This window comes from Streptomyces sp. Isolate_45 (assembly GCF_024721315.2).
GTDB lineage: Bacteria > Actinomycetota > Actinomycetes > Streptomycetales > Streptomycetaceae > Streptomyces.
This window is the reverse complement of record NZ_JANFAK020000005.1, coordinates 51,467-73,695: the sequence shown is the minus strand read 5'-3', so window position 1 is coordinate 73,695 and position 22,229 is coordinate 51,467. Positions and strand designations below refer to the sequence as shown.

24 protein-coding genes and 3 pseudogenes are annotated in these 22,229 nt (G+C 70.3%); 14 read left to right on the top strand and 13 right to left on the bottom strand.

Features of this window, described 5'->3' with window-relative positions; all coding sequences use genetic code 11:
* Nucleotides 1–201: 201 nt before the first annotated feature.
* The 5 genes and pseudogenes from NOD94_RS03290 to NOD94_RS03270 all read left to right on the top strand — a co-directional run.
* On the top strand, nucleotides 202–753 hold the full coding sequence (locus NOD94_RS03290) for a DUF6585 family protein (protein WP_281204165.1): 552 nt from the start codon (nucleotides 202–204) through the stop codon (nucleotides 751–753).
* A 323-nt stretch (nucleotides 754–1,076) separates the two neighbouring features.
* Nucleotides 1,077–1,241, top strand: a pseudogene (locus tag NOD94_RS03285) (HAD family hydrolase); the annotation flags it as partial.
* A gap of 222 nt (nucleotides 1,242–1,463) precedes the next feature.
* Nucleotides 1,464–2,006, top strand: coding sequence for a PH domain-containing protein (locus tag NOD94_RS03280; RefSeq protein WP_281204164.1), 543 nt, complete (start codon nucleotides 1,464–1,466; stop codon nucleotides 2,004–2,006).
* Nucleotides 2,003–3,646 (top strand): PH domain-containing protein, encoded by a 1,644-nt coding sequence (locus tag NOD94_RS03275; RefSeq protein ID WP_281204163.1) that lies wholly within the window; start codon nucleotides 2,003–2,005, stop codon nucleotides 3,644–3,646. The genes NOD94_RS03280 and NOD94_RS03275 overlap by 4 nt, the downstream gene beginning before the upstream one ends.
* Before the next feature lie 177 nt (nucleotides 3,647–3,823).
* Nucleotides 3,824–3,991 (top strand): annotated as a pseudogene (locus NOD94_RS03270) (IS701 family transposase); the annotation flags it as partial.
* A 276-nt stretch (nucleotides 3,992–4,267) separates the two neighbouring features.
* Here the strand turns inward: NOD94_RS03270 and NOD94_RS03265 are convergent.
* Nucleotides 4,268–4,405, bottom strand: a complete 138-nt coding sequence (locus NOD94_RS03265; protein WP_281204162.1) for a hypothetical protein — start codon at nucleotides 4,403–4,405, stop codon at nucleotides 4,268–4,270.
* A 567-nt stretch (nucleotides 4,406–4,972) separates the two neighbouring features.
* Here NOD94_RS03265 and NOD94_RS03260 point away from each other — a divergent pair.
* Nucleotides 4,973–5,506 carry an ABC transporter substrate-binding protein gene (locus NOD94_RS03260; RefSeq protein ID WP_281204161.1) on the top strand — a complete coding sequence of 178 codons (534 nt, stop codon included), beginning with the start codon at nucleotides 4,973–4,975 and terminating at the stop codon, nucleotides 5,504–5,506.
* 693 nt (nucleotides 5,507–6,199) lie between these two features.
* On the opposite strand, the gene NOD94_RS03255 is transcribed toward NOD94_RS03260, so the two are convergent.
* Together NOD94_RS03255 and NOD94_RS03250 are read right to left on the bottom strand one after the other, a co-directional pair.
* A complete protein-coding gene (locus tag NOD94_RS03255; protein ID WP_281204160.1) occupies nucleotides 6,200–6,604 on the bottom strand; it encodes a hypothetical protein in 405 nt (134 codons plus the stop codon).
* A gap of 91 nt (nucleotides 6,605–6,695) precedes the next feature.
* Nucleotides 6,696–6,779: pseudogene (locus NOD94_RS03250) on the bottom strand (DUF397 domain-containing protein); the annotation flags it as partial.
* 88 nt (nucleotides 6,780–6,867) lie between these two features.
* Between NOD94_RS03250 and NOD94_RS03245 the strand changes: the two are divergent.
* Nucleotides 6,868–7,545: a hypothetical protein gene (locus tag NOD94_RS03245; RefSeq protein ID WP_281204200.1), complete on the top strand. Its 678-nt coding sequence runs from the start codon at nucleotides 6,868–6,870 to the stop codon at nucleotides 7,543–7,545.
* 17 nt (nucleotides 7,546–7,562) lie between these two features.
* Here the strand turns inward: NOD94_RS03245 and NOD94_RS41375 are convergent, their stop codons facing one another.
* From NOD94_RS41375 to NOD94_RS03230, 4 genes are read right to left on the bottom strand one after another with little or no spacing between them, the layout of a single operon-like run.
* Nucleotides 7,563–7,961: an ATP-binding protein gene (locus NOD94_RS41375; protein WP_348652309.1), complete on the bottom strand. Its 399-nt coding sequence runs from the start codon at nucleotides 7,959–7,961 to the stop codon at nucleotides 7,563–7,565.
* A 35-nt stretch (nucleotides 7,962–7,996) separates the two neighbouring features.
* Complete coding sequence (locus tag NOD94_RS41370) at nucleotides 7,997–8,377, bottom strand: ATP-binding protein (RefSeq protein ID WP_348652306.1); 381 nt, start codon at nucleotides 8,375–8,377, stop codon at nucleotides 7,997–7,999.
* Nucleotides 8,374–8,592, bottom strand: a complete 219-nt coding sequence (locus NOD94_RS03235; RefSeq protein ID WP_281204159.1) for a hypothetical protein — start codon at nucleotides 8,590–8,592, stop codon at nucleotides 8,374–8,376. Before NOD94_RS03235 ends, NOD94_RS41370 begins: the two co-directional genes overlap by 4 nt.
* A 30-nt stretch (nucleotides 8,593–8,622) precedes the next feature.
* Nucleotides 8,623–9,135 carry a hypothetical protein gene (locus NOD94_RS03230; protein WP_281204158.1) on the bottom strand — a complete coding sequence of 171 codons (513 nt, stop codon included), beginning with the start codon at nucleotides 9,133–9,135 and terminating at the stop codon, nucleotides 8,623–8,625.
* 22 nt (nucleotides 9,136–9,157) lie between these two features.
* Here NOD94_RS03230 and NOD94_RS03225 point away from each other — a divergent pair, with 22 nt between their 5' ends.
* The gene (locus tag NOD94_RS03225; protein WP_281204157.1) at nucleotides 9,158–9,292 is read left to right on the top strand and encodes a hypothetical protein; all 135 of its coding nucleotides are present in this window, start codon (nucleotides 9,158–9,160) and stop codon (nucleotides 9,290–9,292) included.
* Nucleotides 9,293–9,477: 185 nt separating this feature from the next.
* Here the strand turns inward: NOD94_RS03225 and NOD94_RS03220 are convergent, their stop codons facing one another.
* Together NOD94_RS03220 and NOD94_RS03215 are read right to left on the bottom strand one after the other, a co-directional pair.
* Nucleotides 9,478–10,419: a virginiamycin B lyase gene (locus NOD94_RS03220; protein WP_281204156.1), complete on the bottom strand. Its 942-nt coding sequence runs from the start codon at nucleotides 10,417–10,419 to the stop codon at nucleotides 9,478–9,480.
* Nucleotides 10,420–10,463: 44 nt separating this feature from the next.
* Entirely contained in the window at nucleotides 10,464–12,143 is a 1,680-nt protein-coding gene (locus NOD94_RS03215) for an ABC-F family ATP-binding cassette domain-containing protein (RefSeq protein ID WP_281204155.1), read from the bottom strand.
* A gap of 115 nt (nucleotides 12,144–12,258) precedes the next feature.
* Between NOD94_RS03215 and NOD94_RS03210 the strand changes: the two genes are divergently transcribed.
* A complete protein-coding gene (locus NOD94_RS03210) occupies nucleotides 12,259–12,912 on the top strand; it encodes a TetR/AcrR family transcriptional regulator (protein ID WP_281204154.1) in 654 nt (217 codons plus the stop codon).
* A 217-nt stretch (nucleotides 12,913–13,129) separates the two neighbouring features.
* Here NOD94_RS03210 and NOD94_RS03205 read toward each other — a convergent pair whose 3' ends face one another.
* The gene (locus NOD94_RS03205) at nucleotides 13,130–13,330 is read right to left on the bottom strand and encodes a hypothetical protein (RefSeq protein ID WP_281204153.1); all 201 of its coding nucleotides are present in this window, start codon (nucleotides 13,328–13,330) and stop codon (nucleotides 13,130–13,132) included.
* 204 nt (nucleotides 13,331–13,534) lie between these two features.
* Complete coding sequence (locus NOD94_RS03200) at nucleotides 13,535–14,542, bottom strand: WYL domain-containing protein (protein ID WP_281204152.1); 1,008 nt, start codon at nucleotides 14,540–14,542, stop codon at nucleotides 13,535–13,537.
* A gap of 98 nt (nucleotides 14,543–14,640) precedes the next feature.
* On the opposite strand from NOD94_RS03200, the gene NOD94_RS03195 reads away from it, so the two are divergent.
* From NOD94_RS03195 to NOD94_RS03175, 5 genes are all read left to right on the top strand, one after another.
* The gene (locus NOD94_RS03195; protein ID WP_281204151.1) at nucleotides 14,641–15,879 is read left to right on the top strand and encodes an FAD-dependent monooxygenase; all 1,239 of its coding nucleotides are present in this window, start codon (nucleotides 14,641–14,643) and stop codon (nucleotides 15,877–15,879) included.
* A gap of 973 nt (nucleotides 15,880–16,852) precedes the next feature.
* Nucleotides 16,853–17,365, top strand: coding sequence for an AAA family ATPase (locus tag NOD94_RS03190; RefSeq protein ID WP_281204150.1), 513 nt, complete (start codon nucleotides 16,853–16,855; stop codon nucleotides 17,363–17,365).
* Between the two features lie 856 nt (nucleotides 17,366–18,221).
* Complete coding sequence (locus NOD94_RS03185) at nucleotides 18,222–18,611, top strand: peptidase inhibitor family I36 protein (RefSeq protein WP_281204149.1); 390 nt, start codon at nucleotides 18,222–18,224, stop codon at nucleotides 18,609–18,611.
* 52 nt (nucleotides 18,612–18,663) lie between these two features.
* Complete coding sequence (locus NOD94_RS03180; protein WP_281204148.1) at nucleotides 18,664–19,032, top strand: universal stress protein; 369 nt, start codon at nucleotides 18,664–18,666, stop codon at nucleotides 19,030–19,032.
* Nucleotides 19,033–19,193: 161 nt separating this feature from the next.
* The gene (locus tag NOD94_RS03175) at nucleotides 19,194–20,912 is read left to right on the top strand and encodes a GAF domain-containing sensor histidine kinase (RefSeq protein WP_281204147.1); all 1,719 of its coding nucleotides are present in this window, start codon (nucleotides 19,194–19,196) and stop codon (nucleotides 20,910–20,912) included.
* Nucleotides 20,913–20,921: 9 nt separating this feature from the next.
* On the opposite strand, the gene NOD94_RS03170 is transcribed toward NOD94_RS03175, so the two are convergent.
* Both NOD94_RS03170 and NOD94_RS03165 read right to left on the bottom strand, forming a co-directional pair.
* Entirely contained in the window at nucleotides 20,922–21,611 is a 690-nt protein-coding gene (locus NOD94_RS03170) for a response regulator transcription factor (protein WP_281204146.1), read from the bottom strand.
* A gap of 44 nt (nucleotides 21,612–21,655) precedes the next feature.
* Complete coding sequence (locus tag NOD94_RS03165) at nucleotides 21,656–22,141, bottom strand: cyclic nucleotide-binding domain-containing protein (RefSeq protein WP_281204145.1); 486 nt, start codon at nucleotides 22,139–22,141, stop codon at nucleotides 21,656–21,658.
* Nucleotides 22,142–22,229: the final 88 nt, after the last annotated feature.

The following is a 22,229-nucleotide window of genomic DNA, read 5'->3' as shown; positions in this document are numbered from 1 at the left end:
AAGTACTTGGGGCTGGGGGCGGCCGGCGTTGAATGGTGCGGACCGGGACAACGAGGCGCAGGCCGTCGACGGAGACGAGCCGTCCCTTGCCCCAGTGCTGACGACCGGCATCGAGCAGTACGCGTTCGGAGGTTTTCGGTTCGTCGCGGCGCTGGACACGGGCCCGGCGGTCGAGAGTGGTTGGCTCGCTATCATGACCCGATGGTCGGGACCGGCAAGCCAACTGAAACGCCGGCGTCCCGCGTGCTGGCCCACGCTGCCCGTGAGAACCTCGGCGAGTTCGAGCGGCGGGTGCGCCGCCGCCCCGGTCTCGGCGGGGCGGCCGTGTGTCTGGTGATCCTCGTCGTCGTCGTGAACTTCCTGTTCAACGGGCCGGAGAACGCCTGGGGCCGCGGCGTTGTGACGGTCGGCCTGTTGATCGTCACCTCGTGGGGTTACGTCTGGTTCCAGCGTGTGCGTGGTGGGCTCTACCTGTTCTCGGAGGGGTTCGTAGATACCGCCGGCAGGCGCGTGGTCAGCGTGGCGTGGTCGGAAATCCGGTCGATGGAGGGCGAGAAGACGCAGTTCGCCATCAACTCGCTTCCGGCGGGCAGCGCCGTTGCCTACGAGTTGGCGTTCACCGCGCGGGTGACCGGCCGCGAAGCCGTGTGGAGGTTCAACAGCACGTACGTGGGCGTACGCGAGCTCACCAGACACATCTCCCGGCGTTCCAGCGTCCCGGTAACGGGCCTTACCGACCCGTACCAGCTGTGAAATGGCATCAGACAGGTCGGTGAGCCGCCGGTCCTCCGCGGTCCGCGGGTACTTCTGCCTGTTCGAAGCACCCTAGGGGATCGGGGATCGACCTGCGGGCCCGGCTCCCGGCGGCCGGTTCGGGCGGCCCAACTCGACCGGACTCTTCCTGCGGCCACCCGAAGGGGTCCCCGGGCGCGGCGGCGAGCCCGCCGTGATGCCGCCAGGTGCACAGGTGCGGCTCGGCCCCTGTCCGCGCTCGCCGACCCGACGATGTTCCGCCGGAACGTTGAGCGCGGGTGGCCCGCGGCGCGATCAGGCCCGGGTGGAGGTGATGCAGGCCGTGCCTGGTGCAGGCGGTGGAGTACCGAGCACAGGGATACAGCCTGGTGCAGGACTGGATCGACACATCGTTGAACAGCCTCAAGACGGCCTCGGCGCAGGCTCTCGCGGAGGCAACGCTGACCATGTCGCCCTTGGAGTGGCGGAAAACCTTCCTGGGCCGGTAACAGGCGTTGGAAGACCACAAAGCCTCGCCGACCATAGGATTCCGGGCGGTGGGGCTTCGTGCTGCTGTTGTCAGAAGGCGGGCGCTCTACTCGGCCGAAGGCGGCCGGCGAGCGCGGTGAGCTGGATGGGGTGGATGGGGTGGAGTCGATGTCTGCCGCCGAGGGCGCCCCCCGCCTTCCCGAACCTTATCGACTGACCACTCGACTTCTTCGGAGCTGAAGATGGCCGCACCCTCCACCGATGAGCAGTCCTTGTCGCCCGGCGGAACCACCGACGACCAGCTCGTGCTGAGACCACCGAGTCGTCGTGTGGAGCGCCGTGCCATCGGCTGGTGGGCGGCGCAGGCCGTCGCCGTGGTGCTTCCGCCGGTCTTCGTGCTGGTGCTCCTCGCCGTGCTGATCGCACCGGCCCGTCCGTGGCTGCTGCTGTCCGCCGCCGCGGTCGGGGCACCGGGCCTGCTGACGATCCTGGTGATGCCCTACTGGCGATACCGGGTGCACCGGTGGGAACGTACCGACGACGCGGTGTTCACGCGCGCGGGGTGGGTGCGGCAGGAGTGGCGGATCGCCCCGCTGTCCCGTGTCCAGACCGTCGATACCGTACGCGGCCCGCTCCAGCAGATGTTCAGGCTGGCGACGGTCACCATCACCACCGCCTCGGCGGCCGGCCCCGTCAAGATCGACGGCCTGGACCACGAGTTCGCCCGCGACCTGGCCGAGGAGCTGACCAGGGTCACTCAGGCCACGCCGGGGGACGCGACATGAGCACCGACGGGATCGACACGGACCGGCTGCCCTCGGACACGGCCGAGGTGGAGACGGCGGAGGCCGACCGGGCGGGCGAGGACGGCAACGTCGCCTGGCGGCGGCTCGACCCGCGTGTCATCGCCGCGGTCGGCATCTGGTGTCTGCTGGTGATCCTGGCGGCGGCCGTGGTCATGTGGTGGCGCGACGCCCCTTGGTGGCTGCACGTTTCCGTACCCGCACCCGTGCTGGGGGTGCTCGGCTACGAGGTGCTGCGCTGGATCAAGACGTTCTACCGGCTGACGCCGGAGCGCATCGAGCTGAGGACGGGCGTGGTGGTGCGCAGCCACCGCTCGATCCCGCGGCAGAGGGTACGCAGCGTCGATGTGACGGCGGAGCCGATGCACCGGATCCTGGGGATAGCAGCCGTCAAGGTCGGTACGGGACACCGGATCAGCTCCTCCACGAGCGCGGTCCTCACCTTGGACGCGCTGACGGCCGAGGGTTCCGAGGCGCTGCGCGAGGAACTGCTGCGCCGCCCCGGCCACCCGGTGGCGGCTGGGGCGGCCCAGCGGGAGACGGTGGCCGCGATCGACTGGAGCTGGCTGCGGTACGCGCCGCTGTCGGTGTCGGTGCCGCTCCTGGGGCTCTCTTTCGTGGGCGCCGTGTACGAGGGGCTGGACATCCTCGGAGCCGACCCCGACAACGTCGTGATCCCGAAGCTGATCACGTGGCTGAGCACGGTGGAGGACCTGTGGCCCGTCGCCGTGCTGGCAGTGGTCGCGGTGGCGCTGGCCGGAACCGTGGGCTCGCTCGGCATGTTCGTGGAGATGTGGTGGGGCTTCCGGCTGAGCCGGGAGCCCGGCGGCACGCTGCGGACCGTCCGGGGCCTGATCGTCACTCGGTCGGTCACGCTGGAGGAGGCCAGACTGCGCGGCGTGGAGATCGCGGAGCCGCTGTCGCTGCGCTGGGGCGGCGGTGCGCTCACGTACGCGGTCGCCACCGGCTCGGGAACGGTCGAGGAGGAGATCAGCGCCGGCAACAGCAGCGTGCTCCTGCCTCCGGCCCCGCTGGAGGAGGCGCACCGGGTGGCGGCAGCGGTGCTGCGCGAGGAGCGGGATCCGACCGAGGCGGTCCGCCTGGTGCCACACACGCGGCACGCGCTGCACCGCCGGCTGCGCCTGGCGTTCCTCGTGGGCACCTTGCTGGGCGGAATACTGGCCGTGCTCGGTGTGCTGCTGACGCCGGTGCTGGTCCACGTCGGCTGGGTGACGGCGCTGGTGGTGTGCGCGGTGGGCTGCTGCTTCGCCGTGGATGCGCACCACAGCCTCGGGCACGGCATCACGGGACGCCACCTGGTGACCCGGCACGGTTCGCTCAAGCGCCGCACCATTGCGCTGCGCCGTGACGGCGTGATCGGCTGGCGGATCAGCCAGTGGGCGTGGCACCGCCGGTCGGGACTGTGCCGGGTCACGGCGACGACGGCGGGCGGACGTGGCGCCTACCACGTGAAGGACGTGCTGCTGCCCGAGGGGCTGCGCTTCGCCGACGAGGCGGTGCCCGGTTTGCTGTCACAGTTCATGGTCGGGCGCGGTGAGGTACCGGAGCACGGCGGGAGGCGGAACCCGACAGCGGACTGGGGTGAGAAACCAGGGAGGTGAGAGGGTGCGCCGTCGAGGTCAAGGGCCTCAAAGGTGGGTGCCGCCCCGCCGCGGTGGCCGCGAAGATCGACGCCGTCCGCACAGCCTGCCTGGAGGGCCGCTCGCTCGCCGCCCTCGCCCGCGACCACGGCGTGACCGTACGCGAGGTCAGTACCGCAACGGTCTTTGCCGTGACGGTTGGGCAGTTCGGTTCATTGGTCGGTTCGTGGGTGGGAGCTTGCTGATGCCCGGTCGTGGGCTGGTGAACTGAAGTCCTTGCATGAGCGGTTCGTGCACCGTTTCTCCAGGTCGGAGCCGAGGGAATCGGCTCTTGCCCATATGCGGGGGCCAATGGCTCCGTTGGAGGCTCACTGACTGGCCTATCGTGCGAGGGCCGTCTCCGGTCAGTGATCACCCTTACGATCACGTCCATGTCGACCACACCGTCCACCCCTGTCCTGCGCGGCAGCGGTGGCGCCGTTCTCCGCTACGAGGACGACGCACTGACGCTGCGCCGCGGGGACGAAGAGGTACGCATCCTCTTGCAGGCCGTGCACGACGTCATACCGGACCGCCGGGCCGTAACTGTCGAACTGCGCGTCCCGGCCGGCGGCACGCCCGCCACGCACCGAATTCGTGGCGTCAGCGAGGCTGCGGCAGCCTGTTCGCGATGCGGGTGGGCACGGCCCTGGCCGCGCTGCCGGAGCCGGACCCGTCCTTCGACGGCGCCTCGCTCGTGACGACCCGCTCGCCGCGCACTCCGGGTCCGTCCCCCAGCATCGGCGACACGGTAAAGCATCACACCCGGCAATTGATCGCTTTGGGGCCCGGTCTCGTAACGCTCATCCTTTCCTGCGTGCTGTACGTCATGCACGGAGAGGCGGGCATGCTCCTGCTCGCGGTCCCGAGCGGACTCATGATCATGTGCTCCAACGGCGCGAGTGCCGCCGCAACTGGCGTGGCCTTGGGCAAGGAGCTCGTGGACCAGGACGTGTGCTGTCTTCCGGTCGGCCCGCCGACCTACGGGCGCCGAGTCGTCCTGCGGCCGACCGGGGTGTGGACGGGTTTCACCTGGCAGCGTGCCGCTGGGCGACGGGTTGCGCAAGCAGTCGCGGGGGGCGGCGACGCAAGTCTCCACGGCCCTGCCGAGGCCCTGCCACAGAGATGGAACCGGTCGGCGACCTGCAGAGCATCGGGGGCACCGCGGCGCGCGCCCTCGGCATACTCCGACAGTCCCACCGACCACACACGGGTATCCGCCGCACTGACTCCCACCCCATGTCCACCACAACGTCATAACTGCCCAACCGTCAACGAAAGACCCGTTGCACCACTAGGTTCTAGAGGGTGACAACCGATCCCGTGGCTTTCGTGTCCGCTCTCGTCGCCGACGTCCTGAACGCGGATGCGAACGCGCGCGCCGCGGTGCTGTCGCCCGCGCTGAGGGCCAAGTACGCCGCTGCCTTCGCGATGGGACGCAGGGAGGCTCGCGCCCTCAGCGCGGCGGACCGCGAGCGCTACCTCTGCGCCTTCGCCCCGTACTGGACGGCCAAGGTCGCCGCGGTCTTCCTCGAGATCGGACCGGTCGCCCCCACAACAGCCTCCGCGGACAAGCCCACGGCGCACCGCGTGAGCGCGACGGCCGCCCGATCGCCCGGGAATCCCTCCCGCACGCCGGCCGTTACCTACCGGCTCAAGTCGGACGCCGAGGGCATGTACCTGCGACTCACCGACATGGACGTTGAAGGAGTCTCGGTGCTCGGCACGGAGAAGGAGCTGATCCAGAGCATGCTGCGGAGCGACGGCTTCGAGGCGGTGCTGGCCTTCCTCGAAGCCGGGAGCCGACACGAAGGCGGAGCGCCTGTCGCGAAGAGTGAGTAGCGGCGACCCGCGGGCCACCCCGGTGCGGCGTTGCGGGCCGACGGGGCCTCCAGCTAGAACTTCACGCGCTACCGGCTCGACACCCGCAAGTTGATCGGCTTCCGGTCCCGGAACCCGTCCGGGACCGGGCGGTCATCCGCGGGGCGCGGCGCGGGTTGCCTCGCGGCGGGTGGAGTCACGGTGTCGCCGTGCAGGGCGTCGCACCACTTTCTCGCGGGTGGTCGCGTGCCCCGCTCTCCTGCTGCCTCCGCGAAGAGCCTTCGCACGGTCGCCTCGTGCCGGTCGTCCAGACAGCCCGCCACGGGCTCCAGCGGCTGCCCCGGGGACGACGTACGGATCCTGGCTGACGATCCGTCCGATGGCGAGGGCCGTCTTGTAGGCGTCGCTGCCGATGTCGGCGCCGTGGGTGTGCGGCGTCCGGGGATCGGTCCAGTCGGGGGTCTCGGCGCGCGGTTGGGTGGCCGGGCCGCCACTGGATCTGGCGGATGAGGTCGTCGGGGCCGTCGAAGGCAATGTCGGCCTGGCTGGTCCGACGGAGAAGCGTCAGCGGACAGTCCCAGGACGTCACACAACGCATCCGGCCGGCCCTGCTGTGCCCGGCAGCCACGACGGACGGCCCCGGGCGGAACGCATCCCGCCCGGGGCCATTCGCAATGGTCGAACGCAGTCGAGACCCCGCGACGGGTAAAGGACTCAGCGGTCGGCGCAGCTGAGGCAGTCCCATGCACTCCAGTTTGCGCCGGGAGCGGTGCGGAGCAGACCCCAGGTCTGGGTGTTGGAGCCCTTTGCGTAGATCCAGATGGCGTGGGGGCCGATGTCGGTCTGCTCCCTGATGCTGATCTTGCTCCAGACGGTTCCCCCGAGGGAGTACCAGCCGGACCACTTCCCATTGGTGGTCCAGCGGGTCCACACTGCGTAATCGGTGCCGACCAGGAACTGTTCCCGCTGGTCCCCCGGAAGCGCGTGGTTGGTGACGCCGTACTCGCAGATGTACTGGGCGCCCCCGGTACTGCACGGGGCGGCCTGGGCCGGCGCGGCGGCGACGGCGAGTCCGGCCACGGCGGCGAACGCGAGGATGGCGGCCTTGATCTTCTTCATAGTTGGTGACGCTCCTTCGATGACATGCCGGGAAGCTGTCGGTCAGTCAACTCCCGTACGCGCGTTCACCCTAGCCAAGTACCCCCCCCGGCACCGGGCCTCTCTGGCGCTTCGAATCACGGACGGGAACCACCCCGCACGAAGCGACGAGATTGCCGGCGACCTCGACGCAGTTACTGACCTTGTAGTCGCGGTGTCGCGAGTGTGAGTCCGGTTCCGGTTCCGGTTCCGGTGAGGCATCCGTCGATGAGGTCGATGCGGCATTGGATCTGGCGGAGGATGATCCCCGAGGCGAGCGTGAGCTCGCCGGTATCGCGACTCGGGGGTGGCTCGGTTTGAACACGTGGCAAGAGTTGTCGGCGTCGGTGGAGGAACGCCTGACGGCCATGTCGTCGAGTGAGCGGGGAATCTTCGCAGCCGGCACCGCTGAACGGCTCCTGAGCTGGCATGAAGCACTGCCCGAGGAGGATCGGGCACCGTTCACGATGGGCCTGCGGCCCCTGCTGAACTCCGTGTGGGCGGGCTCCCTCGGGGACTCGACCGCCTTCACGGCCGTGAAACGGGGTGTGGCCGAGTACATGCTCAGCGAGTACTGCCACAACGATGGGCAGGACGGGCCCGAGGATGCGGATGACAACGCGGCGGCCGCGACGCTTTATGCCGCGCATGCCTACCTGTTCGAGTGCCGTGACTTCGCGGTCTGGACCAGCCGACGGGCCGTGGACGCAGTGGACGAGCACCTTGAGTACCTCGCCGAGCAGGAAGAGGACCTACCCGACCTCGACGAGGCAACCATCGCTGAGCTCCAGCGCCAGCTGCGGGACCTCGACCTCATCAAGACCCACTCGAAGGATCTGCGGCTCGCCGGCCTTGGGCTGCCCATCGACGCTTCGATCCGGCTTCGCGCGGAACTGCGGGCCCCTCTTTCCAGCCGGGACTGATCGGGCGAACGGCCCGTTCAGTCGCGTCGTTCGGCTTCGGTGACGTGGAAGCGGTAGGACTCGGTGCCGGTCTGGATGAGGGTGCAGCGGAAGGTGATCCGGTCGGCGATGGCCGCGCAGAGGCGGGGGTCGCCGAAGGTCTTGTCCCATTCGGCGAACGGGGAGTTCGTGGCTACCGCGGTCGCCTTGCATCCCTCACGCTCGGTGAAGATCTGGAACAGGGGCTTGGCGCCCTTCTTGCCCAGGTTGAGATACCCGAACTCGTCCAGGCAGAGCAGGTCGACCGTGCTGTAGCGGGCGATCACCGACGACAGGCGGTGGCCTGCCTCCGCCTCAGCGAGCTCGTTCACCAGCGCGGAAGTGCTGGTGTAGCGGACGGACAGACCGGCCTCGGCGATTTCCGTACCGACCCCGATCAGCAGGCGGGACTTCCCGGTGCCCGAGTCCCCGATCAGGACGAGCGGCGGCCCTGCTGGACCCAGGACGGCGACTTGAGATCGGCGACGACCTCGGGGCTGACGTTGGGATTCTTCTCGTAGTCGAAGTCCTCCAACCGCTTCGGGCGTGGGAAGCGGGCGGCGCGGACGAGCCTCTGCCGGCGGCGCACGTCCCGGTCGGCGATCTCGACCTGGAGCAGGTCCAGGAGGAACTGCTTGTAGGTGGCCTGCTCGCGGCGGGCCGCGGTGGACAGTTCCACGAGCCGCTCCCGGAAGGCCGGAAGCCGCAGATCCCGGCATACCTCGTCGATCAGCGCGTCCTCGGGATCGCCCGGCAGGGGCATCCGCCGGGCCGGAACCTGATCGGTCGCCTCTTCGCTCTGGGTGGCGGTCATGCGCTCGTGCCCTTCCTCGTGGTGGTGTTTCGCAGCGGCATCAGCAGCCGGTCGTACTTGGACATGTCCGGCAGCGCGGAGCGGGCATCGGAGGGCAGGCGCCGGGTGTTCAGGGAGATCACCTTCGCCCCCTCATCCGCGGGCTTCTGGTCGACGGTCTCGTCTTCTTCGTCCGCCGTGTCAAGAGGCGCGTGGTCCGGTCGGTCAACGACCACTGCGTGGTCCTGTTGATGGGGGCCCACCTGTCACAGCTGATCACGGCGCCCAAGTACCGCTCCCGCTTCAGCCCCGCCACGCGCGCCCGGATCGAGTTCTCCCGCAAAGTCGCTGCGACGCTGACCGGCCAGCCGCTCGAGAAGATCGAGGGCGTGATCGCGCAGGTCCTGGGCCGGGATCCGGGATGGGTCGCTGCCGCACGCGGCGCCCTGGCCGAGGCCACCTACCCCACGCGCACCATCTCTGCGGTTGCCGCTCCCGCCCGCCGAGCCTTCGGGCAAGCCTCGCTTGGCCAGTACGCCCAGGCTGTCACCCACATGAGTACGGCCGTCGCCGCAGCTAAGGACCCGACCGAGCGTGGGTTCCTCCAAGAACAGCTCGCCGCCTACCAGCACTTCATGGACCAGCCCAAAGCTCAGCAGACGCTGATCAAGGCACTCGCGCACAACCCCGCGATCCTGCGGCCCATCGAGGGACAAGCCCACCCGGATCAAGCCCACCGACACCCAGGCGGTCCTCGCCGCCGGCTTCCTGGCGAACACCTACGCAGACCGCAACGAGCTGTTGGTCGGCATCGACGTCCTACTCGACGAGCTCATCAACCACCCGAGCCAGAAGAAGGTGCCCGTCTTCGAGCGGGCCCTGGACCAGGTCGGCAGGCAGGCACCCGGCGCGGTGTCTGCCCGTTGCGTCACATGAGCATCTCCTCGCCGGACTGCCTGCAGGGGTGGAGACAGTCAGCGCGGGAGCCCGGCCGTCCGGTGGGCTCGCATTGACGCCGTGCACTCGAACACCCTCGAGCGAAGCATCACCGGGGCCGGTCCCAGCGGCCCGGCTGCGTGCTGTGGCTCATCGGGCGAGTGTGCCTGGCTGAACCGGCCGGCTCAACCGGGTTCTTCTGGCACGCTTCCAGGGCGGCGCACCTCCCAGCGGGAGATGCCGCCGTGCTCCTCGGCGACGTACAGCGTGCCGTCCGGGGCGAAGGCCAGACCGTGGGGTTCACGGTCGGAGGCCGCCAGCGGGTGCTCGGTGAGCTTGCCGTCCGGGGTGACGGAGCCGATCCGGCCGGTGCCCCACTCGGTGAACCAGCAGGTCCCGTCCGGGGCGACCGCGACGGCGTGGGGGCGGCAGTCGGCCTCCGGCAGCGCGAACTCGGCGAACTCCACGCCTGCCGTCTCGCCGGTCGTGAGCCGCCCGATCCGGCCGGCGCCGATCTCGGCGAACCACAGGCTCCCGTCCGGGCCGACCGCGAGCCCGACCGGGGCGGCGCCGGGCGTGGGCAGGGGATGGAGCCGCACCTCGCCGGAGACGGTGATCCGGCCGATGGCGTTCGCCTGGTTGAGGGTGAACCACAGGGCCCCGTCGCGTCCCGCAGTGAGGAAGGACGGGAATCCCCCCTCGCACGGCAGCGGGAACTCCACGATCCGGCCGTCTATGCCGATCCGGCCGATGCGGTCGGAGTCCGTGCAGGTGAACCACAAGGCGCCGTCGGGGCCGGCCGCGATCCCGTACGGGCCGCCCGCGCCGCCGGGCAGCTCGTACGAGCGGCTCTCGCCGTCCACCGCGATCCGGCCGATCCGGTGGTCGCGGTACCGGGTGAACCACAGCGCGCCGTCCGGTCCGGCGGTGATCAGGGTGGGGCCGCAGTCGGCGGAGTCCAGTACGAACTCCTCGACGCGGCCGGTCGACGGGGTGAGGCGGGCGATGCGCCCGGTGCGGACGAGGGTGCACCACAGCCGGCCGTCCGGTCCGACGGCGAGCGCGTACGGGCCGGAGTCCGGGGTGGGGAGGTCGAGGGTGCCCAGCGGGCTTACGGAGGTGGTCAAGTGGGGGCGTCCTATCGGCAGGGCGGGGAGGGGCGGGCCCGTTGTCACGGGCAGGTGGCGGCTGCGGCTGGTTCCGGTGCCGGGGCGTGCAGGGCAAGCCGGTCGCCCGACCAGCGGGCGCACAGCCGTCGGTCGTGGCTGACCACGACCACCGCGCCGGCGAACCGGGCCAAGGCCTCCTCCAGCTCCTCCGCCAGCGCGGGAGAGAGGTGGTTCGTGGGCTCGTCCAGCAGCAGGACGTCGACCGGTTCGGTGACCAGGCGGGCCAGGGCCAGCCGCTGCCGCTGTCCGACGGACAGGGAGCCGACGGGAGCGGACAGCCGGTCGCGGGCGAACAGGCCCAGTGAGAGGAGTTGTTCGGCGTGCTCCTCGGGGGTCCCGGGGCGGCCCTCGGCGTAGGCCGCGAGCAGCGTTCCGCGGCCCGTGCCGGCATCGGTGTGCTGGGCCAGCAGTCCGATCCGGCCGTGCCGTACGACCTGCCCGCGGTCGGGGGCCAGGGTGCCGGCCAGTACGTGCAGCAGGGTGCTCTTGCCCGCCCCGTTCGGGCCCGTGACCAGCAGTCGGCCGCCGACCGGCACGTTCACGTCCACCAGCGCGAGCCGCCCCTCGACCGCGACGCCCGCCGCGGCCAGCAGCACCCCTCGCGCGTCCCCGGAACCGGCGGGCGTTCCGGGGTCGGCGGCAGCCGTGGCAGCGTTGCGCGGTACCGCGGTGAACCGCAGCGGGTCCGCGGGGGCCGGCACCGGCCGGGCCAGCAGCCGGGCGAGGCGTTCCTCGGCGTTGCGGACCCGGCTCGCGAGGGACTGCTGGACCCGGCCGGCGGCGCGGTCGTATGCCATCTTGTTGCCGTCTTTCATGGCACGGCCGGGCGCCACCCGGCGGGCGGTGACGGCGGCGGCCGCGCGCAGCCGGGCCGCCTCGGCCCGCCAGGCGGTGTGGGCCTCGGCGCGGCGCCGCCGGTCGGCGGCGCGCTCGGCGAGGTAGCCGACGTAGCCGTTGCCGTACCGCACGGTCCTGTGCAGGTCGCCATCGACCTCCAGGAGGGAGGTGGCGACGCGTTCCAGGAAGGCCCGGTCGTGGGAGACGGCGACCGCTATGCCGCGTCGGGCGCGCAGGTGGTCCTCCAGCCAGGTCAGGGCGGCGCCGTCGAGGTGGTTGGTGGGCTCGTCGAGGAGCAGCACCTCCGGGGCGGCGGCCAGCAGCACGGCGAGGCGCAGACGTACGACCTCGCCGCCGGACAGGCTGCCGACGGCGCACTCGCGAGGCAGGGCCGGCAGGCCGAGGCCGTGCAGGGAGCGCTCCACGCGGGCGTCGGCGTCGTACCCGCCGCGCAGTTCGAAGGCGGTGAGGGTGTCGGCGTACGCGCTGAGGGTCTTGGCGGTGGCGTCGCCGTCGGCCATACGGGCCTCCATCCGGCGCAGGTCCCGCTCCAGGGCACGCAGCTCGGCGAGGGCGCGGTCGACCACCTGCTGGACGGTCAGGTGCGGGGCGAGGTCCTCTTCTTGTGCGAGGTAGCCGACGCCGCCTTCGGCGTGCAGGACGACCTCGCCGCGGTCGGGGCGCTCGGACCCGGACAGCAGCCGGAGCAGGGTGGACTTGCCGGAGCCGTTCTCGCCGACGATGCCGAGGCGTTCGCCGACGTGGACGGAGCAGTCGACGGAGTCGAGGACCAGGCGGCCGTTGTAGGACTTGGTGAGGTCAGATGCGGTGAGCTGTGCAGTCATGGGGCGGCTCCAGGGGTTCGGGGGTCGTCGAGGCGGCGGTGTGGTGGGTGGTGGCGTGGTGGATGAGCACGGGAGTTCTCCTTTAAGGCGACGGATGTTGCGTTAAAATGCTGACATGGATTCCCCTGCGCAGGCAAGCGAAGGTTCCGGCCAACAGGAACCGGCCAAACCGGCCACGACACGGCGCCGGACCGGCGGCCGGAGCGCCCGCGTCCGCGCCCAGGTGCTGGAGGCGGTGGGCGCGCTGCTCCTGGAGGCCGGATACGACGGGCTCACGGTCGACGCGGTCGCGGAACGCGCCGGCGTCCACCGCACGACCGTCTACCGGCGCTGGGGCGACGTCGGTCGCCTGCTTGCCGACGTACTCGACGCCGCATCCGACGGCACGTGGAGCCCACCGGACACCGGGTCGCTGGAGAACGACCTGACCGCCCTCAACCAGGAGGTGTACGAGGCGCTGGCGGGTGGCGGGCCGAACGTGACCACGGCCCTGATCGCCGCCGGGTTCCGGTCGGCGGAAGCGGCAGCGGCACTGTCGCGGTTCTGGGAGGACCGCTACGCGCGCTGTGCGGTGGTCGTCACCCGCGCGGCCGACCGGGGCGAGCTGCCCGGCCCGGCCGACAGCCGGGCGCTGCTGGTCGCCGCGACCGCCCCGCTCTACCACGAACTGCTGCTGCTCCGGACCGCCCCGGACCCGACGCTGCCGCGCCGCGCCGCCGCGGCCTCCGCGGCGGCGGCCCGCGCCGGCGCCTTCGAAGGCGCGAACTGACGGGGCCCGCCGGTTGCCGGTGTCGGGGCACAGGGGCAGGACGGCGAAGCTGCCAAGGTACTGGGTCCGGGCGAGGCAGGAGGCCATGGTGCCTTTCCCACGACTTGGGGGGCGGCAGCTGGTTGCCTGCTTGAGCCGGCTCCTCGTCGATGGTGAATCCGTCCGTGGCACCGGACCAGGGTCGTGCCGAAGGCGACCGCCCCGTCACCACAGTGCGTCACGTCAGCCGCCGCTTGCTCACCGACCCGACGACCTGCGCCCGAAGGAAACGGCCCTTGGAGAAGATCGCCGCAGCCTGCCCGGAGATGACCGCATTCGCCGATCTCGTACGGAACCCACTCTGCTGAAACCCGCCGAGGGCAATGACACGAAACTCACCGACTTGATCACAGCCGCCCGCGCGGTTGCCCTGACCCACCTGCTCAGCCTCACCAACGGCCTCGAATCGACCGGCCAGCCGTGAAGCCCTACCACTACGGACGCACTGAGGGCGTCACCACCCGTAACAAAAGGATCATGAGACAGATGCGCGGACGGCAGAATTCGACCTCCTTCGTCACCGCATCCTGCTCGACTGACAGGCACCCACCGTCACTACCGACTTTGGGACAGACCCGTTTCTTTACAGTCCCAGGTTCTCGGTGTCGGCAATCGTGGCCCATCGGAGTGCGAGACGGCGGCATGCGTCGACGAGTTCGGGTGGGTGGAGGTCGGTGAGTTCGGTGTCGAAGGTGGCGAGGATGCCGGCGATGCCGGCCCAGGACCAGGCGCCGAGAGTGAGCCGGCAGTAATCGGTGTCGAGGTGTTCCACGACGGAGCCGCCTGGTGCCCAGCGGGCCACGATGTGAGCGGGCAGGTTGAGCCGGGCGGTGCCGGTGCATTGCCAGACGGCGGGGGTGTCGCCGCGGTCGTGGGTGCTCATCACGAAGTGGGCGAGGTCGGGGTGGGGGAGCGTACGGGCTGCGAAGCGCTGTGTGGTGTGGCGGGGGTGCAGTCGATCGACGCGGCGCACTCGCCATTCGTTGTCGGTGAGGTCGTAGACGACCAGATACCACCGGGCGGCCCAGAAGACCAGGTGGTGTGGCTCAATGCGGTGGGCGGGCAGGTAGTCGGGGTCACTGGGTTCGGGGCGTGTGCCGTCGGGACGCAGCGTCTCGGTGACGAGTAGGTGGCGTTGGCGTACCGCGGTTCCGACGGCGGTGAGGGCGGCCGCGTCGATGGGGGGCGCGGAGAACTCCCAATAGTTCTGCAGCCGAGTCAGGCGCAGGGATTCCATGGATGTCCGCAGCGCAGGGGGCATGACCTGGTGCAGAGCCGCCAGTGCCCGCGCCGCGTCGTCCCTCAGGCCGAACATCGCGCTTGGTGCGGTCTGCAGGGCCACCGCGACCGCGAGAGCCTGCTCGTGGTCGAACAGCAACGGCGGCAGGGTTCCCCCGGCTCCGAGCCGGTAGCCGCCATCGGGGCCGTGGATGGTGGCGATCGGGTAGTCGAGCGCGCGCAAGGTTTCGATGTCGCGGCGGACAGTGCGTTCGCTGCTCCCGAGCCGGGTGGCGAGCTCGCGCAGCGACCACCGCCGTCCTGATCCGAGGAGAGACAACAGCCGCAACGCCCGGTGTGAAGTGTTCGCCATCGTCCCACCCTGACATCGGTAGTGGCCACTCCGTGTCCACTACCGATGTCAGGGTGAGTTCTGTTCAGTGAGCAGCGACGGAAAGGACGGTGTCTGGTATGCGGGTAGTAGTGGTTGGTGGCGGAATCGGCGGGCTCGCATTGGCGGCGGGGCTGCGTAGCCGGGGCTTTGAGGTGGCGGTATTCGAGCGGGACATCGATGTGGCGGCGACGGGCGGCTACCACATCACCCTGGATGAGCGGGCGCAGTCGGCGCTAAATGACCTGGTGGAACCGAAGATCATGCAGCGGCTGTTGGCATCGGGATCGGCGCTGCGACTGCGCGAGCGCGACGCGTTCTGGGATCGTCGAGGCCGGCTGCTGGGCCACGGGCCGGACCTCAGCGGCAGTGCAAGTGTCGACGTCGATCGGATCACCCTGCGGATACTGCTGGCCGAAGCCGTCGGAGATAGCCTGCACTTGGGATGTGACGTGTCCGGCGTCGGTCACGACGACCACGGCGTGCCCCGAGTGCTGTTCACCGACAGGGCGCCGGTCTCAGCGGATCTGGTCGTGGGCGCGGACGGCACCCACTCGGTGGTCGCCCGCCACCTGGCGGGAGGTCCGACCAACAGCCCGGCGGGCATCATCGGGTACTCCGGCCGCACCCTCCGGCGAGACCTCAGCCCCGGCGAGCAGCAGCGGCTTGGGCCACGATCCGGGCTGGCGATCGGCCCGCGCGGAGCAGCGCTCTACGTCGGCTTCCTCGACCCGGTCGGCAACACCGCGCTCGACGCCCCCGAGTTGCGGATGTCGGTCACCACCGGACCCACCTACATCTGGGGCGCCATGTTCCCCGAATCCACCAGCACCGATTCCCTGCGCGACCTGCTCGGCGGCGAACTGCAGGCCGCGCTGCTCGGCCGATTCCGCGAGCGGGGCTGGGCCGAGCACACACTCGAGGTCATCGCCCAAGCCGACCCGCACAGCGTGGCCGGATTCCGCTTCAACGCCGCTTCCACCCGCGCGGAGGATCTCGCGCCCTGGCCTGCGGGCCGTATCACCGCGCTGGGCGACGCTGTCCACGCCACGCCCCCTACCGCCGGCATGGGAGCGGGCGCGGCCATCCGCGACGCCGCCGACCTGCTCACACACATCAGCGCCGTCGCCGACGGCACCGCCACCCTCACCGATGCCGTGCACCATTTCGAGGCCGGCATGCGCCGTCGCGGGAGTGAAGTCCTCACCCTGGCAATGAAGACCGTTCGGTGGATCCTGGCCACCGACACCACACTCGGCGCCGCAGCCACCGTCGTGAGCACCCCGTTTCTGGCCGCAGCCGCCCGGCTACGTCACTGACGAGCCGCGCGCCATGCCCTGCGCTCAGAGCAAGGGGCGCCCCCGCCTGGGACGGCGAGGACGACCTGTTCGACGTCCGCTCGCTCGACGCCCTCGCCCTGCTGCCCAACCTGCGGGAGGTCACCTTCGTGGAGGACGGCGTCCTGGCCGTGCCGGACGCGGCGGACATCTTCGCCCCACGTGGCATCGACACCGACTGAGCCCGGGGCGCCCCTGTCCGTCGAGGCCTGGTGGTCGACGAGTTGGAGTGGGATCGGCTGCTGCACCTTGCGGCCGGCCATGGCGGCACCTTCGTCGCGTTGACCCCAGGCCAGTAGGCGTGGTGGAGGGCCGCACTCTGCCGGGCGGGAGGGTGAGCGAGGCGGTGGGTGTGCGGGCAGGGCCCCACCGCCGGGAGGTCGCGCGGGGGATGCGGGGGTCATCAGCCGTGCGGCAGGCAGGCAACTCCCTGACGGGGCAGCCCTTTTCGCTGGAGGTCGCGGGCGGCGAGGTCTGCGCCATGAGCCTCACGGTGGACAGCGGTCCGCCGGTGCGTGGGTCGACTGACCACCCGACTTCTTCGGAGCTGAAGATGGCCGAACCCTCCACCGATGAGCCGTCTCGTCGCCCGGCGGACCCACCGACGACCAGCTCGTGCTGAGACCACCGAGTCGTCGTGTGGAGCGCCGTGCCATCGGCTGGTGGGCGGCGCCGGCCATCGCCGTGGTGCTTCCGCCGGTCTTCCTGCTGGTGGTCCAGAGCCTCTTTTGAAGGCTTCTGTGGGTCGTCCTGGGGGGCGTCGGTGGAGGTATCCGGGTCACTCGGGTCAACAGGCATGGTGGTGGAACTCCCTCGATCCCTTTTCGACAGTGATGCGCACCGAAAGCGTCGAACCCGTCACCTTGACTGATGCTTGGTGCGCGGATTCGGTACCGGTACATGACCCCAACCCGGCCGGCACGCCGGGCTGAGCCGGGTATGGGACAGTGCCGTCATGCTGATCGTGATGGCCGGTCTGCCCGCGGTGGGGAAGAGCTCGGTTGCCGGGGAACTGGGACGGGCGCTGCCCGCTGCGGTGGTGTCGGTCGACCCCATCGAGGCGGCCATGTGGCGTGCCGGCGTGGACCGAGTCCAGCCAACGGGCCTGGCGGCCTACCTCGTTGCCGAGGCGGTGGCCGACGGTGTCCTGGCGCTGGACCAATGCGTGATCATCGACGCGGTCAACGCGATGGAGGTGGCACGCCGACAGTGGCGGACGCTGGCCGACCGCCATCGGGTGCCAGTGGCGTTCATCGAGGTTGTCTGCTCGGACTCGCGAGTGCACCAGCAGAGATTGGAACGCCGGTCCCGGGGCATCGTGGGCTTCGAGGAACCGACCTGGCAAGCGGTTCAGCAGCGACGGACCGAGTACGAGCCCTGGATCGATGACCGGCTGGTGCTCGATTCGATCGCGGACCTGGCCTCGAACGTGGCGAAGGCCCAGGAATATGTGACCGGAGGGACGTAAGCGGATTTGCCGCAGGACAGCCGAGGACGATGCCGCGGATGCAGCCGCCGGGGCTGGGGCCGTTGTCGGCGTGGTCGACGGAGGTGACCCTGCCGACCGGCGGGACGTTCTCCTCGCCGCCGAAGGGGAGTCCGCGATCTGCCCGACGAAGCGGGCGATGGTGCGCGAATCCCGGGAGCCGGGGTGGCCGTGGCACATTCCCTGATGATCATGAGGAAGAGCACGCCGACCTCGTCCAGGGCGAAGGAGCCGGCGCAGGGCTCGGTGTCGTCGGATAGCGCGGTCACGGGGAAGGCGACCAGTTCCGCGGTGGCCGCAGCAGACCCGACAGTCGCTCCACCTCCGGTGCGAGCCGTGCCTCAACGGCGCCTCCGGCTTCCACGGCCAGGAGATAGCCGAAGCCCAGCTGAACCAGGTGCGGGGCAGGGAGAAGACAGGGGGCCGTAGTCGATGACCGGCAAGACCTCCTTCAGGTTCAGCCATGATCGTGCTCTCGTCCGACAACCAGCCGGCCCAGCCTCTTCGACGGGCCATCGTCCGAGCTCACGAGCATGTGACACCCCTCTCCCGCGTTTGTGGCACCACCGATTGACCCCGGTACGAGGTGGAGCACAACCGATCCGGCTCGTACGAACGGCCCTCAGGAATCAGTGGACGACAAACCGCTCACATGGGAAGTTCCGGCTCTGATGGCACGAAGAGCCTCGAACACGCCTTATGGCGAACGAAGTTCAACGAACTGGCTGATTCTTCCGTAGCCGCTCAATCGGTGTACCCACCAGACTTCTCGGTGGCAGCCCGAACCTCGACGGTGCGGGCCGCCACGGCAATCTCGCCAGCAGTCGAAGGAGGGGTAATGAACCGTCGGACAAAGTTCAGCCTGGCCGTAACGACCGGACTCGTCGGTGCAGCGCTTGCACTCGCGCCCGCGGCCCAGGCCGACGACGTCTCGATCAGCGGCTACGACAACTGCGCGTCCGGCTGGATCTGCTTCTACTCGGAGAGGGACGGGGGCGGAGAGAAATGCCAGTGGTCCCAGAGCTCCACCGACACCCGTTCCCAGTGTTCATGGATGCGAGCCGGCACGAACACCCGGTCCGTCTACAACCGCACCGGCAGCAGGTTCCACTACTACCACAGCGTCAACTACACGAATCGGATCGGCAGCACCACCGCCGGCAACAGGGGAAATCTCGCGGGTACCTACACCATCGGCTCCCTCTGCGCCGGCTCCTGCCCGGGCTGACATCGAGCTCCGGTGCGTGTGTCGGGGCGAGATCCAGCCCGACGTTGCGCTGATGACCGAGATCGGGGAGTCGGCCCCGGCGGCCGAGCCCTGTACCTCCGTCGTGCTGCCCGTCACCGCGCAGGCCTCCTGCCCCATCGTCGTGGTGGGCGACGTCGAACACGGCGGCCGTGAGGGCCCAGCACCGCATGCTGACCGACACGGCCCGAGGTTTGGCAGAGGAATTTCAGGACGTCAAGCTCACCTGCGAGGTCCCGACCGGCACCCGGTGGAGTGCCTGGCCGCGGCGGCGGAGTACGCCTTGGCCCTGATTGTGGGCCGACGGGGCAGGGGCGGCTACACGGGCATCCGACTCGGATCGGTCGTCCACGGGCTCCTGCACCGCGCGAACTGCCCGGTGATCACCATACCGGGCGTGTAGGCGGGGCCTGGGCGGTCGCCGTTGGGCCGCATCGAGCCGGGATCGGCTCGGGCGCCTCCCGCCCGCCGCACATGGTCCGGAAAGTGACCGGCAGCTTTGGTGGAAGCACTACGCTGAAGTGGGCGGATCCGCAGAGCCCCTTGACGGCGCCGGAGGTGTCCATGGTCGGGGACGATGGCGACGCGCCACGGAGCCGCGTTCCGCAGCGGAGGCTGGACGCGCTCCAGGCCCAGGTCACCGACGCCCGGGGCAGCCGGGACCGGCTGAACGGGCTGCTTGAGGCCGTCATGTCGGTGGGGCAGGAACTGGACCTGCCCCAGGTGTTGCGCGGGATCGTGGAGGCCGCGGTCGTCCTCGTGGACGCGGAGTACGGTGCGCTGGGCGTGGTGGGGGACGAGGAGCGACTCGCCGCGTTCATCCCGGTGGGCATCGGTGACCAGCTCCGGGCGCGGATCGGAGCCCTTCCGGCCGGCCACGGACTGCTGGGTGAGCTGATCCGGCACCCGCGTCCGCTACGCCTGGCGGACCTGTCGGAGCATGCGGCCTCCTCGGGCTTCCCGGAGCATCATCCTCCGATGCGTTCCTTCGTCGGTGTACCGATCCGGATCCGGGACGAGGTGTTCGGCAACCTCTACCTGACGGAGAAGCGCGGCGGTACGGCCTTCGACGCGGAGGACGAAGGGGTCCTGGCGACCCTCGCGGTCGCCGCCGGCGTCGCCATCGACAATGCCCGCCTCTACGAGGAGGTCCGGCTTCGGGAGCGCTGGCTGGCCGCGAACTCCGACTTCACCAGCGCCCTGTTGTCGGGCTCCTCCGAGATAAAGGTCCTGGAGGGCATGATGGACCGGGCCCGGTCCATCATCTCGGCCGAGATGTGTGTCTTCTATCAGGTGGAGCCCAGCGGAGAGCTGCACGGCTCGCTGGCCCTGGGGGAGGGGGCCGAGGCCCACCGCGGCGTCGTCCTGCCGGGCAGTGAGGGGATCCTCGCGGATCTGGTCACGGCGCGGGACGGCCTGATCACCTTCACGGAGGTGGCCGCCGATGCCCGGGTCGCGGTCCAGTCGGACGTCTGGACGGGTTTCGGGCCGGCTGTGGCGGTCACGGTGGGCACCCGGGACATGCTGCGAGGGGTGCTGATGCTGGCACGGCGGACCGGGCGCCCGTCGTTCGCCGCGGCCGAGGTCGCGCCGCTGCCCGGGTTCGCAGGGCAGGCCGCCCTGGCGCTGGAACTGGCGGACCGGCGCCGGGACACCGAGGAGGTCAGCCTGCTCGCGGACCGTGACCGGATTGCCCGCGACCTGCACGATCTCGCGATCCAGCGCCTCTTCGCGACGGGGATGACCCTGCAGAGCGCCCAGCGGTTCGTTGAGCATCCCGAGGCGTCCGAGCGGCTGGGCCGGTCGATCGACGACCTGGACGAGACGATCAAGATCATCCGTTCGACCATCTTCGGACTCCGCGACCACGAGGCGCAACCGGGCCACCCCGCCAGACTCCGGGTCCGCGCGGTGCGGGCCGTGGGTGAGGCGGCGGCGGTGCTCGGTTTCGCCCCCGCCCTGCGGATGGAGGGGCTGATCGACACCGATGTGCCGTCCCCGGTTGCCGAGGACGTGGTCGCCGTTCTCGTCGAGGCGCTCAGCAACGTCGCCCGGCATGCGCGTGCGGCTCGGGCGGATGTCACCATCGCCGTGGCGGACGGCACGGTGGTCGTGACGGTGAGTGATGATGGTGTGGGTGTTTCGGCTGGTGGCAGCCGGAGTGGGCTGCGTAATCTGACGGAGCGCGCGGAGGTTCGCGGGGGCAGGCTGTCGGTCGTGCCGCGCCCTGATGGCGGTGGAACCCGCCTGGAGTGGCGTGTGCCGCTCGGCCCTCCCGAATGAGCGATGGCGTCAGCGGCCCGGTTCGTCACGTTCGCGGACCTCGGCGGCGATGACCGCCGCCTGAACGCGCCGCTCCACTCCCAGCTTGGCCAGCAGTCGTGAGATGTGGTTTTTGACCGTCTTTTCCGAGAGGAAGAGCCGTTTGCCGATCTGCCGGTTGGTGAGGCCCTCGCCGACGAGTTCCAGCACGGCGCGCTCGCGTTCGGTGAGGACCGTCAGCCGCTGGTCCTCGGGCGGCTTTCCGGCGCTGGGGTCCCTCAGCGAGCGCATGAGGCGCGCGGTCGTCGCCGGGTCGAGCATCGACTGACCCGTCGCCACCGTCCGGATGGCGGCGACCAGGTCGGAGCCCCTGATCTGCTTCAGGACGTACCCGGCGGCGCCGGCCATGATGGCGTCGAGGAGGGCGTCCTCGTCGTCGAAGGACGTGAGCATGAGGCAGGCGACATCGGGCATGCGAGAGCGCAGTTCGCGGCAGACGGTGATGCCGTCGCTGTCGGGCAGCCGCACGTCGAGCACCGCCACATCCGGCTTCAGGGCCGGCCCCCGGGCCAGGGCCTGTGCGGCCGTGGCCGCTTCGCCGACCACTTCGATGTCGGGCTCGGCGTCCAGGAGATCGTGGAGCCCCCGGCGGACGACCTCGTGGTCGTCGAGGAGGAAGACCCTGGTGGGGGCCGGGGTGGCAGCTGGTGCATCGGACATCCGCGCCACACCCTCGGGTCGGGATACGTCTGGGGTCGATTGTCTCAGATGCTGCTTCCGCTGCCGTGGGGCGCGTACAGGTCGAGGAGGCGGACCTGGGCGGATATGAGCCGGTGGGCGAGCACCTGACCCACCCACTGCCACATCTCGGAGGCGAGTGCGGGGTCGGAGTTCATCAGCATGCGCACGGCGTCGGCGTCGAACTCGTCGGTGCGTACCGGTGTCATGGCCTCGGCGCCGAAGTGCCAGGTGTAGGGGCGGAACAGCCAGGACCAGCCGACGAGCTCGCCGGGGCCGACCGTCTCGACCACCGCGGCCTGCCTGCCGGGCACGTGCACGTCCATGCCGACACTGCCCGACCGGATGACCCAGAAATGGCTGGTGTGCCCGCCCTGGTTGAACAGGCGTGCGCCGGCGGGGAAGTTCTTCTCGTGGGCCAATGCCAGCAGGCTGCCACGGTGCTCCGGGGACAGGGCGCGGGTGAAGCGGTCGGGGGAGGACGTGAGCCGGTGGAGGGAGGAGGTGCTCATGGCGGTTCTCCGTTCGGGTACACCTCCACCCTCCGCCGGTGGCGGCCGGCCCGGGAAGGGCCGTTCGGTACCCTCGTCGGCCCGGACG